Source organism: Flavobacterium aquatile LMG 4008 = ATCC 11947 (assembly GCF_000757385.1).
Classification (GTDB): domain Bacteria; phylum Bacteroidota; class Bacteroidia; order Flavobacteriales; family Flavobacteriaceae; genus Flavobacterium; species Flavobacterium aquatile.
Window position 1 is genome coordinate 89,774 of sequence record NZ_JRHH01000001.1, and the last position, 12,868, is coordinate 102,641.

Annotated in this window: 14 protein-coding genes; 10 read left to right on the forward strand and 4 right to left on the reverse strand. The window is 32.6% G+C overall.

Annotated features, from left to right (window positions below; genetic code table 11):
• Positions 1-138: 138 nt before the first annotated feature.
• From LG45_RS00440 to dnaG, 6 genes are all read left to right on the forward strand, one after another.
• Positions 139-1,116 (forward strand): polyprenyl synthetase family protein, encoded by a 978-nt coding sequence (locus tag LG45_RS00440; RefSeq protein WP_035123339.1) that lies wholly within the window; start codon positions 139-141, stop codon positions 1,114-1,116.
• A gap of 200 nt (positions 1,117-1,316) precedes the next feature.
• Positions 1,317-1,871, forward strand: coding sequence for a hypothetical protein (locus LG45_RS00445; protein WP_035123341.1), 555 nt, complete (start codon positions 1,317-1,319; stop codon positions 1,869-1,871).
• 132 nt (positions 1,872-2,003) lie between these two features.
• Positions 2,004-2,564: an RNA polymerase sigma factor gene (locus tag LG45_RS00450; RefSeq protein WP_035123343.1), complete on the forward strand. Its 561-nt coding sequence runs from the start codon at positions 2,004-2,006 to the stop codon at positions 2,562-2,564.
• Positions 2,551-3,297, forward strand: a complete 747-nt coding sequence (locus LG45_RS00455; RefSeq protein WP_035123345.1) for a hypothetical protein — start codon at positions 2,551-2,553, stop codon at positions 3,295-3,297. The genes LG45_RS00450 and LG45_RS00455 overlap by 14 nt, the downstream gene beginning before the upstream one ends.
• Positions 3,298-3,325: 28 nt before the next feature.
• Positions 3,326-4,384 (forward strand): TolC family protein, encoded by a 1,059-nt coding sequence (locus LG45_RS00460; RefSeq protein ID WP_035123347.1) that lies wholly within the window; start codon positions 3,326-3,328, stop codon positions 4,382-4,384.
• A gap of 124 nt (positions 4,385-4,508) precedes the next feature.
• Complete coding sequence (gene dnaG / locus LG45_RS00465) at positions 4,509-6,488, forward strand: DNA primase (RefSeq protein WP_035123348.1); 1,980 nt, start codon at positions 4,509-4,511, stop codon at positions 6,486-6,488.
• Between the two features lie 63 nt (positions 6,489-6,551).
• On the opposite strand, the gene LG45_RS00470 is transcribed toward dnaG, so the two are convergent.
• Positions 6,552-7,181 carry a response regulator transcription factor gene (locus LG45_RS00470; RefSeq protein ID WP_035123350.1) on the reverse strand — a complete coding sequence of 210 codons (630 nt, stop codon included), beginning with the start codon at positions 7,179-7,181 and terminating at the stop codon, positions 6,552-6,554.
• Between the two features lie 84 nt (positions 7,182-7,265).
• A complete protein-coding gene (gene nadE, locus LG45_RS00475) occupies positions 7,266-8,075 on the reverse strand; it encodes an NAD(+) synthase (RefSeq protein ID WP_035123352.1) in 810 nt (269 codons plus the stop codon).
• Positions 8,076-8,301: 226 nt separating this feature from the next.
• On the opposite strand from nadE, the gene gldB reads away from it, so the two are divergent.
• Both gldB and gldC read left to right on the forward strand, forming a co-directional pair.
• On the forward strand, positions 8,302-9,273 hold the full coding sequence (gene gldB / locus LG45_RS00480; protein ID WP_035123354.1) for a gliding motility lipoprotein GldB: 972 nt from the start codon (positions 8,302-8,304) through the stop codon (positions 9,271-9,273).
• Positions 9,266-9,601 carry a gliding motility protein GldC gene (gene gldC / locus LG45_RS00485; RefSeq protein ID WP_035123356.1) on the forward strand — a complete coding sequence of 112 codons (336 nt, stop codon included), beginning with the start codon at positions 9,266-9,268 and terminating at the stop codon, positions 9,599-9,601. The genes gldB and gldC overlap by 8 nt, the downstream gene beginning before the upstream one ends.
• A gap of 37 nt (positions 9,602-9,638) precedes the next feature.
• Here gldC and yihA read toward each other — a convergent pair whose 3' ends face one another.
• Together yihA and LG45_RS00495 are read right to left on the reverse strand one after the other, a co-directional pair.
• Positions 9,639-10,259, reverse strand: a complete 621-nt coding sequence (gene yihA, locus LG45_RS00490; RefSeq protein ID WP_035123358.1) for a ribosome biogenesis GTP-binding protein YihA/YsxC — start codon at positions 10,257-10,259, stop codon at positions 9,639-9,641.
• Positions 10,260-10,324: 65 nt separating this feature from the next.
• Positions 10,325-11,089 carry an alpha/beta fold hydrolase gene (locus LG45_RS00495; RefSeq protein ID WP_035123360.1) on the reverse strand — a complete coding sequence of 255 codons (765 nt, stop codon included), beginning with the start codon at positions 11,087-11,089 and terminating at the stop codon, positions 10,325-10,327.
• Positions 11,090-11,495: 406 nt separating this feature from the next.
• Between LG45_RS00495 and mraZ the strand changes: the two genes are divergently transcribed.
• Both mraZ and rsmH read left to right on the forward strand, forming a co-directional pair.
• Positions 11,496-11,969, forward strand: coding sequence for a division/cell wall cluster transcriptional repressor MraZ (gene mraZ / locus LG45_RS00500; protein WP_035124222.1), 474 nt, complete (start codon positions 11,496-11,498; stop codon positions 11,967-11,969).
• Entirely contained in the window at positions 11,944-12,852 is a 909-nt protein-coding gene (rsmH, locus tag LG45_RS00505) for a 16S rRNA (cytosine(1402)-N(4))-methyltransferase RsmH (protein WP_174799552.1), read from the forward strand. The genes mraZ and rsmH overlap by 26 nt, the downstream gene beginning before the upstream one ends.
• The last annotated feature ends 16 nt before the right edge of the window (positions 12,853-12,868 follow it).

Genomic DNA, 12,868 nt, shown 5'->3' on the forward strand with positions numbered 1-12,868 from the left:
TTTCCATTGCAATTCCCGATAAAAAATCGGGAGATTTCCATTTCAATCAGGGCTAATTAGATTTTGTATTGAATTAAGTTAAGATTATAGCAACAACTTTTTTTCTAAATACAAAAAACGTTATTTTTGTATTCAACAATGAACATCACTTCACAAATAAAACAGCCCATTCTGGCAGAGATGGAACTTTTCGAAAAGAAGTTCTACGAATCAATGTCTTCTAAAGTCGCGCTGCTAAACAGAATTACCTATTACATAGTAAACCGTAAAGGAAAACAAATGCGTCCAATGTTTGTTTTCTTAACAGCCAAAATGCTTTCGGGCGGAACTGTAAATGAACGAACCTATCGCGGCGCATGCGTAATCGAATTAATTCATACCGCAACTTTAGTTCACGATGACGTTGTCGACGATAGTAACAGAAGAAGAGGTTTTTTCTCGATAAACGCACTCTGGAAAAATAAAATAGCCGTTCTCGTTGGTGATTATTTACTTTCCAAAGGTTTATTGCTATCTATAGATCACGGCGATTTCGATTTACTCCGAATAATTTCTGTTGCAGTTCGCGAAATGAGTGAAGGCGAATTACTTCAAATAGAAAAAGCTAGAAGACTCGACATTACCGAAGATATTTATTACGAGATTATTCGTCAAAAAACGGCTACACTTATTGCTGCTTGTTGTGCACTCGGAGCCAAATCAGTTTCAGAAGATGAAGTTCAAGTAGAAACCATGAGAAAATTTGGCGAACTAATCGGAATGGCATTTCAAATAAAAGACGACTTATTCGATTACACCGATGAAGCGATTGGAAAACCAACTGGAATTGATATTAAAGAGCAAAAAATGACGTTGCCACTAATCTATGCTTTGAATAATTGTTCGAATAAAGAAAAAAGTTGGTGCATCAATTCGATAAAAAATCACAATAAAGATAAAAAACGAGTGAAAGAAGTAATCCAATTTGTAAAAGACAAAAACGGACTAACTTATGCCGAACAAAAAATGGCCCAATTCCAGCAAGAAGCACTCGCTTTAATTCAAAATTTCCCAAGTTCTGCATACAAAGACAGCTTAATATTGATGGTAAATTACGTTATTGAAAGAAAAAAGTAATTCCCGATTTGTCATGCTGAACTTGTTTCAGCATCTTAAGTATTATAACATTTACATTTTATCCACACAGTTTGTCATTCCGCAGGAATCGCACAAGAAATATTTTTTTTGAGTAAATTATAACTTAATATTTTTTTTAATAATCAAATACAACCATTTTGTTGTTAAATTCGTCTATCAAAATAGAAACCAATTGTATCATGAAAAAATTCACAATCCTATTTTTCTTTGTTTTTGCTTCTGTAACTGCGCAAAAAACTGACAGAACTAATTTTGGGTCATTACAAAATATAAAGGCATCCGACTATGCTGTGACATTTACCTCAAATTTTTCTAAAACTAGAGAAAGCAATGAACCTTTCAAGATGGTTTTTATTAATACCATTACAGGAAAAACAAATGAGGTTCTACTTGCAGAAAAGACAAACATCAGAAAAGTACACACCGATATTGAGGCCAACTTTCTTGGTTCAAAATTTGTCGTAGTAGAATGTTATTCTGAAGTTGAAAAAAGACTGCCAAAAGCATCAGGTTTTGTATCTAAATTATACTTGATTTCGCTTAATGATTTTAAAGTTACTCCAATTTCAACTGAGGATTTTAGTTTGAAAAATTGGCAGATTAATACTAAAACTAATAAAATTGTTTTCATAGAACAAGAAAATGGTATGAAAGATTTATCTGGTGAAGTACAGAAAATAATGGTATTCGATCTAGATAACGGAACTAAAAAAGAAGTTTTTTCAAATAATTAAAAACATCATGCAACCATTTTGCAACCATAATCGTCTATGTAAATAGAAGTCTTAATCAACATCAAAAAACAAAGACAATTACAATGTCAAATTTTGAAATTGATTTTTGAAATTGAATTTTGCCATTTAAACATGAAAGTAATCAACTTACATCAAGAAGAAAGAGAATTAATCGAACTGGCTGTCGAGAACAATCGTCATGCGCAACACAAGATTTATTCTAAATTTTCTCCTAAAATGCTAAGTGTTTGCAGGCAATACATTAAAGATTTGCACGAAGCCGAAGATATCATGATTACCGCTTTTATGAAAGTCTTCACCAATCTGAAAAATTTTAAACACGAAGGAAGTTTTGAAGGTTGGATAAGACGAATAATGATAAACGAATGCATTTCCTTTATTAGAGTTCAAAAGAAAGTAAAGTTCATTGAAGACGAGAATTATTTTGAAGAAAGTTTTAACAATATTGAAAGTCAGTTTTCAGTTGACGATATTCAATTTCTAATTGATAATTTGCCCGACGGATATAAAATGGTTTTCAACTTATACGCGATAGAAGGTTATAAACATCAAGAAATTGCAACAATGTTAGGGATAAATGAAGGAACATCAAAATCGCAGTTGTCTCACGCCAGAAAAGTTTTACAAGAGAACATCAGCAAATTAAAAAATTACGAAAATGGCACAGAATAATATAGAAAATCAAATAAAAGAGAAATTAAATTCTCGCGAAATCCAACCAACCGAAATGGCTTGGGATAGATTGGACGCCATGTTATCAGTTTCCGAAGAAAAAAAAACAAAGCGTTTTCCGTTTCTAACATCCAAATTTATTGGAATTGCTGCCAGCGTTTTGGTTTTTCTATCTGTTGGTTTGTACTTTATAAATCAAGAAAATACAGATATTGAAGTTGAAGAATCAGTAGTTGTAAAAGAAGAAATTAAAATAAATACTTCAGAGGAAAATAGTAATTTATCAAAAGAAATTAATTCAATTCCTGTTCAATCAAAAGAACAAGTTGCAGTAACAATCAAAAATCAAAAATCAAAAGTCGGCAATCAACAATCATCTCAGAGTTTCAATCAAAACAATCAAAAAACAGTTGTTAATCCAATCATCAACAGAAATAAAGAAATTGAATATTTAGGAAACGGAGATGTCGCACAAAAAGACCTTCCAAAAATTGAAACTAGAAAACAAATAGTGGTTTCAAAACCCAACTATGTTGATGTTGACGATTTATTAGCATCGGTAGAAAACGAATCTAAAAACACAAAAAAACCTTCTGTTAAAGTAAATGCCAACACTTTGTTATCTCAAGTCGACGGAGAATTAGAACAAAGTTTTAGACAAAAAGCCATCAACAGAATTAGCAAAAATTACCAAGAAGTAAAAGTGGCACTTGCCAATAGAAATCAGGAATAAAAATCATTAATCATTAAATTCATTCATCATGAGAAATTTTACAATTTACTTAGCACTATTACTATGCCTTTTTGCAAGCAAAATGGTAGCACAAGAAACTTTTGAAAGCAAAGCAAGAGCTATTGCCAACAAGATCGAAAAAATCACTAAAGAAGAAAAAGAAGCTTTAAAAGTCGAGGTTGAAGAAGTAAACGTTCAATTTGAAAAAGGAACAATTACCAAAGCGCAAGCCGATCAAAAAAAGCAAGATTTAGCGCAAGCAAGAGCAACAATTATCGAAAATAAAGTGGCAGTTGCTCAAGAAGAATTAAAAGATTTAGTACAGCAAAAAGTAAACGGAAAAATCAAAGAAGGAACTTCTCCAGATTCTACTACAATACGATTTGGAAAACGTCTTATTTTAAAGTTCGAAAACGACACTGCTAGAACTAAAAACTATGTTTACAAAGAAAAAAGAACTACATCGCAATTCGTTTTTGCACTAGGTTTAAACAATGTGGTTACCGATGGTTCGGTAGAAAATTCTGATTTTAAATTTATTGGTTCTCGTTTTTACGAATGGGGTTTGACTTATAATACTCGTATCGCTAAAAACAACAATTTGTTACATTTAAAATATGGAGCGTCGGTAATGTATAACGATTTACGACCAACTCAAAACAAAGTATTTGTAGTAAATGGTGATCAAACCAATCTTGAAACAAGTCCGATTAACTTAAAAAGTTCTCGTTTTAGAAATGTGTATTTAGTAGCACCATTACATTTAGAATTTGACTTCACAGAGAAAAAAGAAAAAGATGGGAAAACCTATTTTAGAACACACGAAAGTTTCCGTTTTGGAATTGGTGGTTACGCAGGAGTACGAATCAAATCAAAACAAAAAACAGAGTACAAAATAGACGATATCGATTATGATGTAAAAGCAAAAGGCGATTTTAACGCAAGTAATTTCATCTACGGATTAAGTACTTACATTGGTTACAAAGAAACAAGTTTATATCTAAAATACGATTTAAATCCGTTGTTTCAAGACAATGCAATCAAACAAAATAATGTTTCATTAGGATTGCGTTTCGATTTCAATTAATTAAATTTGTTAGGTTAATTATATTTTCTGTAGAGACGCGATTTATCGCGTCTCTTTTTTATATTAACATTATTTAAAATTCCGTATTTTTACCATCTTTCAAATATAAAATATTCCATAACAATTGATTACCAAAGAAACCATAGATAAAGTTTACGAAGCATCTCGAGTAGAGGAAGTTATTGGCGATTTTGTGCAATTAAAGCGCGCCGGAAGTAACTACAAAGGATTATCACCATTTTCTGATGAGCGTTCGCCTTCGTTCATGGTTTCGCCTGTAAAACAAATTTGGAAAGATTTTTCATCTGGAAAAGGAGGAAATGCTATCGCTTTCATCATGGAGCACGAACATTTTTCCTATCCAGAAGCCATTCGATACTTAGCCAAAAAATACAATATCGAAATTGAAGAAACAGAATTGTCAGATGAGCAAAAAGAAGTCGCTAATGAAAAGGAAAGTCTTTTTTTAGTTTCCGAATTTGCATCGAAATATTTTCAAGACGTACTTTTGAATACCGAGGAAGGAAAAGCAATTGCGTACACGTATTTCAAGGAACGCGGATTCACAAACGATACCATCAAGAAATTTAATTTAGGATATTCACCAAATCAATGGGATGCTTTTACAAAAGAAGCGCTTGGTAAAGGTTATAAATTAGAGTTTCTAGAAAAAACCGGACTCACAATTGTTGGTGAAGACAAACAATTTGACCGATTCAAAGGTCGTGTGATGTTTCCGATTCAGTCTATGTCGGGTCGAGTTCTGGGTTTTGGAGGTCGAATTCTAACCAACGATAAAAAAGCAGCCAAATATCTCAATTCGCCTGAAAGTGATTTGTACCATAAAAGCAAAGTCTTATACGGAATTTTTCATGCCAAACAAGCCATTGCCAAGCAAGATAATTGCTATTTAGTTGAAGGTTATACCGATGTTATTCAAATGCATCAAACCGGAATTGAAAATGTTGTAGCTTCTTCTGGAACGGCTTTAACACCAGATCAAATTCGATTAATCAACCGATTGACCAAAAACATTACTGTTCTTTTTGATGGTGATGCGGCTGGTTTACGTGCTTCCATTCGAGGAATCGATTTAATTTTGGAAGAAGGCATGAACGTAAAAGTCTGCACTTTTCCAGATGGCGATGATCCAGATAGTTTTGCTAAGAAAACACCGTTGCAAGATTTGACGGCTTATCTCGAAGAAAACGCCATGGATTTCATCCAATTCAAAGCATCACTTTTAATGAAAGATGCCAAGAATGATCCAATCAAGAAAGCCGATTTGATTCGAGATATGGTTGCAAGTATTTCTAAAATCCCAGACAGAATTAAACGAGAAGTATACATTCAAGAAGTTTCCAGAATTATGGAAATTTCCGAAGAAGTGCTTTTTAATACTTTGGCGCAACTTGTTAAAAAGGATAATTCTGAGTTAGGCAAAAAGCAAAAAGAAGAACAACAGACCTCATTTGAAGTTCATAAAAACGAAAATGTTGTCGCTGCTGCAAATGTCGATATCCAATTTGAACTCGAACATAAAATAATAGAAATCCTATTAATCTACGGAAACGTAGAAGATGATTTCGAAGACATTCACTTAAAAGCCAACGAAAGAGGCGAGATGGAAGAAGTGAAAGAAATGAATAAATACAAAGTATATCAACGTATTTTTTTGAGTTTACAAGAAGACGAAATCGAACTTGCAAATCCTTTGTTTAGAAGTATTTATAATGATATCATTAATTATTACAATCTAAACGAATCGTTCGAATTAGATCAATATTTATCCCAATTACCATCAGAATTGGCTCAAGAAGTTACTACAATTTTGATGAACGACGAGCGCGAAGCATTACACAATTGGGAAGCTAAAAACATTTTTGTAAAAGCCAAAGACAAAACCATAAGCCAATACGTTTCCGAAACTATCTTAACTTTAAGATGGTTTTTAGTCAATAAAATTATAGACGAATTAAAAACATCAGTCACAAAAGACACCGAAACAGACAATTCAGAAACCTTATCGATGGTAGTAGATTACTTAGGATTAACCAACGTGTTCTCCAAAAAACTGGGAAGAGTTATATCTAGGCATAATTAAAAAAAGCTCAAATTTCCATAAAAGAAATCTGAGCTCTATATCTGATATTTAAAATCTATTATTTTAAACTATATCTAAAGTCTTAGCTTTATTCACTAAATCCACTAGATTGGTAACATTCAGTTTTTGCAATAATCGTAGTTTATAAGTACTAATTGTTTTTTCATTCAAGTCAAGAACTTTCGAAATTTCGTTGTTTTTCTTTCCGTCACACAAGTAACGTAAAACCTCAATTTCTCTGTTAGATAACTTTCTGTAGAGACGTTCACTTTTATTTTGTTTTGCAATAAGCGCCAAACTTTTCTTGATACTATCACTCAAAATTACAATTCCTTGATGAACCCTAATAATTGTAGTTCCAAGAGTTTCAAGCTTTGATGACTTATGAACAAAACCAGAAACACCAGCTTTAATTGCATTCGGAGCGTAAATTTGCTCGTTCAAGCTAGTAAAAATCAACACTTTGGTATTTGGGAAATTTTTGATAATGGCTTTCAACTCATAGATACTTTTTAATCCGTCAAGTTCAAGGTCAATTACCAAGACATTTATCTCTTTATTTCGAAGCGCATCAGGCACCATATAGAAACTTCCCACATTAGAAACCACACTAATTTCTGGGTGATCTTTAAAATATGACTTTACGCCGTAATGTACCACAGGATAATTATCGGCTAGGCAAACGTTGATCATAATTTTAATTTTTTAAGAAATTAATACTCATAACTAATTGTAAAGTTAGTAAAAAAATACTAATTATGGTAATTTACTGAATATTTAATATTTAAATGACGTTGGAACCAAACAAACTGGAATCGGATCCATCTTATGTTTATTTACGAAATTAAGGCGTTTATAGATGTCAAAAACCTCTTTTTGTCGTCCAGAAAACTGTTCTGTAGCGCATCCTTTTTCATCTTCTAGCATTGCCCATTCCAATTCGTCATAACTTGCACCAAGTTGATCTTCATCACTTCTATTATCACCAAACAATCCATCAGTCGGAGCTGCTTTTTGAATCGATTCTGGAATTTCCAAAAATTGTCCAAGCGCATAGACATCACTTTTCATTAAATCGGCAATCGGACTCAAATCAACGCCACCATCGCCATATTTTGTGTAAAATCCAACACCAAAATCCTCCACCTTGTTTCCAGTTCCAGCAACCAACAATCCGTTAATTCCAGCAAAATAATACAAAGTCGTCATTCGCAAACGCGCTCTCGTGTTCGCTAACGACAAATTATATTTCACATTATTCTCCGTTTTCGGCATTTCACCTTTAAAAGTTTCATAAATCGGAGTCAAATTTGCTTCAGCGCGACTCACATTACTAAACTTTTTCATCAATTGCTCAATATGTTCTCTACCGCGACTCACCTGGTTTTCTGCCTGATGAATCGGCATTTCAACACACAACGTTGGTAAACCCGTTTGCGCACAAAGCGTAGAAGTCACCGCCGAATCTACTCCGCCAGAAATTCCCACAACAAAACCATTCACTTTTGCGTTATCCGCATAAGTCTTCAACCAATTTACAATATGCGCGTTTACTTTTTCTACTTGAATCGTACTCGTTTTTGACATTTTATTTAGAAGATTTAAAAATCCGTAATGTATATTTGCAAAAATAATGAATTAATTTTAAATATTTTTAAAAGCTATTTCCAGCTATTCACTGCAATCTTTCACAATTTTAGGTTGTTTTTCTAAATAAAAAAAGAACTTCCGTTGGTCGTTTTTTTTCATCAAGAAAAACTAACCTAAAATTATAAAAGGATTTCTGTTATTATCTGGGCTAAACCTTAGAATAATGAAGAACACTTTTTTTATAATCCTATTTTCAGTCTTGTTGTTTTCGTGCGACAAAAAATCAAAAGTAGAAAAAGCCGTAGAAGAAATTCCTGTAGAAATGAAACTCATTCGTTTCGAACAAGCTTTCTTCGAAGCAAAACCATCTGATTTACAATCTGTAAAAGCACAATATCCAGAATTTTTCCCAGCAGAAACACCAGATCAAGTGTGGTTAGAAAAAATGCAAAATCCACAATGGCGCGAGTTGTATGGCGAAGTAGAAAAAAAATACAAGAACTTTAATTCAAAACAAACCGAAATTGAAGAACTTTTCAAACACATAAAATATTATTTTCCAACTATAAAAACACCAAATATTTACACCGTTATTGGTGAAATGGATTATAACAACAAAGTGATTTATGCCAACGATAAATTACTAATTGCATTAGAATTATACCTTGGTGGAAAACACCGTTTTTACGCCGAATTTCCAGAATATATTGCACAAAATTTCGAAGAAAGACAAATGTTGCCAGACATTGCCAACAGTTTTTCAACAGGAATTCTTCCTGCGCCAACAGACAAAACATTACTTTCTCAAATGATGTATTTTGGTAAAGAATTGTATCTAAAAGATTTATTATTATCAGACGATTACACCGATGCTGAGAAAATTGGTTATACTCCAAAACAAATTTCTTGGAGTAAAGAAAACGAATATTTCATCTGGATGAACTTTGTAGAAAATAAATATTTGTACAGTTCCAACTCTAAGTTGGCAACGCAATTCATCAATTTAGCTCCGTTTTCAAAATTCTATTTAGAGATTGATAACGAATCACCAGGTAGAATTGGGCAATGGATTGGATGGCAAATAGTACGATCTTTTATGGAAAACAATCCAAAAGTAACCGTGCAACAATTAATAAAAATGGATGCCAACAGCATCTTCGAACAATCAAAATACAAACCTAAAAAGAATGAGTAACACAATAACTTCCGAAATAAAATTCGTAGTAGAATTAGACGAACACAGAGTTCCCGAAAAATTAACATGGACAGCACAAGATGGCGGCGTTGATCTTGAAGAAGCCAAAGCCATGTTGCTTTCAATTTGGGATAACAAAACTAAAGAAACATTACGAATTGATTTATGGACAAAAGACATGCCGGTAGATGAAATGAAAATCTTCTTTCATCAAACATTAGTTGCAATGGCAGACACATTTGAACGTGCCACTCAAGATGAGAAAATGGCAGCAACAATGCGAGATTTCACCGATTATTTCGCCGAGAAACTAGAATTAAAAGGATAAAAAAAATGGTTCGCAATTGCGAACCATTTTTTTGTTTTTAAAACTCATTCAAATCTTTATAAACTTCAACGTTAATTTCTTCAATATAATTAAGAAGTGTGTCTTTTCCGGTTCCTTCTGTTGCTGAGGTTACAAAGTAAGGAGGCATTTCTTCCCAATTGTGAGCAATCAGTTGTTTCTTGTAGGCAGCTACGTGCGAATCAATTTTGGTCTTACTAATTTTATCTGCTTTAGTAAAAACAATACAAAACGGAATTTCACTTTCACCAAGATATTCTATAAATTCAATATCAATTTTTTGCGCTTCAAGACGAATATCTATCAATACAAAAGCGCAAACCAGTTGTTCTCTTGTTTCAAAATAATCGGTAATAAATTCTTGAAAAACTTCTTTGGTTTTCTTAGAAACTCTAGCATATCCATAACCTGGTAAATCAACTAAAAACCAATTGGAATTAATTTTAAAGTGATTAATAAGTTGCGTTTTTCCTGGTTTTCCAGAAGTTTTAGCCAAGTTTTTATGGTTGGTAATCATGTTAATTAACGATGATTTTCCAACATTTGATCTGCCAATAAAAGCATATTCTGGCAAACGTTCCGTTGGACATTTACTTACATCAGAATTACTAATTATAAATTCGGCGGTTGTAATTTTCATTTTATTGTCATTGCGAGGCACGAAGCAATCTCGTTTAAGTATAGAATATTATTTGTAATTAACTTTTACAAATGTTCTTTTTGCAACCAAACATCAAGAATTTCATTGAACTTGTCTGGATGTTCCATCATTGCTGCATGTCCGCATTTGTCAATCCAATATAAATCGGAGTTTGGCATTAAGCGGTGAAATTCTTCAGCAACATCTGGCGGAGTTACAGCATCATTTTTACCCCAAATCAAACACGTTTTTACATGCATTTTTGGTAAATCTTTAGCCATATTATGACGAATCGCACTCTTAGCAATAGTAAGCGTTTTTATAACTTTAATTCTGTCATTTACCACGCCAAAAACTTCATCAACAATCTCTTTTGTCGCTACTTTTGGATCGTAAAAAACGTCTTCGGCCTTCTTTTTTATGTATTCATAATCACCTCTTTTAGGATAACTATCGCCCATTGCGCTTTCGTAAAGGCCTGAACTTCCTGTGATTACTAATCCTGCAACTTTTTCCGGGTACATTTTAGTATGATACAAAGCGATATGTCCACCAAGTGAATTTCCAAGTAAAATCACTCTATCAAAACCTTTGTATGTTATAAAATCTTTCACATATCTAGCGAAAGCCTTTACATTGGTTTTTAAGATATTTTGTGTATAAAGTGGTAACTCAGGAATAACAATTTTGTATCCTTTTTGAGAAAAGTGTTTTGCTACGCCTTCAAAATTACTCAATCCGCCCATCAAACCGTGTAAAATCACGATTGGCGTACCTTCACCAATTTCTATATAGCTGTATTTACCGTCTTTTGTAGAATTCAAATCCATAAATTGTTTCCTAATTTTCAATTGTTACAAATATAAGTTTTTATCGATAAAATCATAGTATAAAATGAATTATTTAGACAAAAATCACATTAACCTAACATCATATTCTGTAAGACTTTTAGGTGGTAATTATCAACATTTTAACTCGATTTTTTTTAAAATAAAGTAAACTCAAAATTTGAAATTTCTTTAAATTTTTCGCAACAAATTCTTTTTTATTCTCAATTTATAATTAAAAACACAACAATTCTTAATGCTTTGTTAATTATTGTGCAATTGCTTTAACAATTTTTGCCGCTTTTAAATTTGATTAAAGTGGTAAAACTTATTAACAAAGTGGTATTTTGTGGTAAAATGTGGTAAAATATTTTATATTTTTGCTCATATCATTTAAAAAAATTAGTTGTTGAATTCAATAATCGGAACATACGAGTGTAAAGTTGATGCCAAAGGAAGGTTGCTTTTGCCTGCGCCTTTCAAAAAGCAATTGGCTGCTTCTCTTCAAGACGGATTTGTCTTGAAGCGCTCTGTTTTTCAGCCGTGTCTTGAATTGTATCCAATGAGTGAATGGAATTTAATGATGCAAAAAATCAATAAACTCAACCGATTTGTGAAGAAAAATAACGATTTCATTCGTCGTTTTACTGCAGGTGTAAAAGTGGTTGAAATTGATACTCTTGGGCGATTACTTGTTCCAAAAGACCTAACAACTTTTGCTCAAATTTCTAAAGATATTGTATTGTCATCGGCAGTAAATATTATTGAAATCTGGGATAAAGAATTATACGAAAAATCAATTGATGATTCTGTTGTTGACTTTGCCGATTTGGCAGAAGATGTAATGGGAAATGTAAATGACGACGACAATGGAATATCATAATCCAGTTTTATTAAAGGAAACAGTTGACGGTTTGAATATCAAGCCAGATGGTGTTTATGTAGATGTCACTTTTGGTGGTGGCGGACACTCGAAAGAAATTTTGAGTCGATTAAATGCCAACGGAAAATTATTTGGATTTGATCAAGATGAAGATGCTTGGGGAAATGCTTTGCCAGACGAACGATTTACGTTAATTCAAGAAAATTTTAGATACATAAAACGTTTTTTAAGATTTCACGGAATTAAAGAAGTTGACGGAATTCTGGCAGATTTAGGAGTTTCATCGCATCAATTTGATGTCCCAGAAAGAGGTTTTTCTACCCGATTTGATGCCGATTTAGACATGAGAATGAGTAAAAAAAATGAATTGGATGCTCATAAAATTATAAATGAATACGATGATGCCAACTTAAAAAGAGTTTTTCTTGATTACGGCGAATTAAAAATTGCACCAGCTCTTGCAAGAACAATTATTGAAGCAAGAGAAATAAAATCGATTGATACAACAGACGAATTGAAACTGATTTTACAACGATTTCTTCCGGAGCAATTTAAGAATAAAGTTTTGGCTCAAATCTATCAAGCAATTAGAATTGAAGTAAATCAAGAAATGGATGTTTTGAAAGAATTTCTAGAGCAATCATTAGATATTTTAAAACCAGAAGGACGATTAAGTGTGATTTCCTATCATTCATTAGAAGATAGATTGGTAAAAAGATTCATGAAAAACGGAATGTTCGAAGGCGAACCCGAAAAAGATTTCTTCGGAAATTTCTCGGTTCCATTCAAGTTAATAGGAAAACTAATTGTTCCAACAGAAGAAGAAATAAAAATTAACAACAGAGCAAGAAGCGCGAAGTTAAGAATTGCAGAGAAAAAATAGATTGCAGATTTCAGAT

Excerpts from the sequence above, each read along its gene's own strand:
- LG45_RS00440 (WP_035123339.1), top strand. The coding sequence starts at position 139 with ATGAACATCACTTCACAAATAAAACAGCCCATTCTGGCAGAGATGGAA.
- LG45_RS00445 (WP_035123341.1), top strand. The coding sequence starts at position 1,317 with ATGAAAAAATTCACAATCCTATTTTTCTTTGTTTTTGCTTCTGTAACT.
- LG45_RS00450 (WP_035123343.1), top strand. The coding sequence starts at position 2,004 with ATGAAAGTAATCAACTTACATCAAGAAGAAAGAGAATTAATCGAACTG.
- LG45_RS00455 (WP_035123345.1), top strand. The coding sequence starts at position 2,551 with ATGGCACAGAATAATATAGAAAATCAAATAAAAGAGAAATTAAATTCT.
- LG45_RS00460 (WP_035123347.1), top strand. The coding sequence starts at position 3,326 with ATGAGAAATTTTACAATTTACTTAGCACTATTACTATGCCTTTTTGCA.
- LG45_RS00470 (WP_035123350.1), bottom strand. The coding sequence starts at position 7,181 with ATGATCAACGTTTGCCTAGCCGATAATTATCCTGTGGTACATTACGGC.
- nadE (WP_035123352.1), bottom strand. The coding sequence starts at position 8,075 with ATGTCAAAAACGAGTACGATTCAAGTAGAAAAAGTAAACGCGCATATT.
- gldB (WP_035123354.1), top strand. The coding sequence starts at position 8,302 with ATGAAGAACACTTTTTTTATAATCCTATTTTCAGTCTTGTTGTTTTCG.
- gldC (WP_035123356.1), top strand. The coding sequence starts at position 9,266 with ATGAGTAACACAATAACTTCCGAAATAAAATTCGTAGTAGAATTAGAC.
- yihA (WP_035123358.1), bottom strand. The coding sequence starts at position 10,259 with ATGAAAATTACAACCGCCGAATTTATAATTAGTAATTCTGATGTAAGT.
- LG45_RS00495 (WP_035123360.1), bottom strand. The coding sequence starts at position 11,089 with ATGGATTTGAATTCTACAAAAGACGGTAAATACAGCTATATAGAAATT.
- rsmH (WP_174799552.1), top strand. The coding sequence starts at position 11,944 with ATGACGACGACAATGGAATATCATAATCCAGTTTTATTAAAGGAAACA.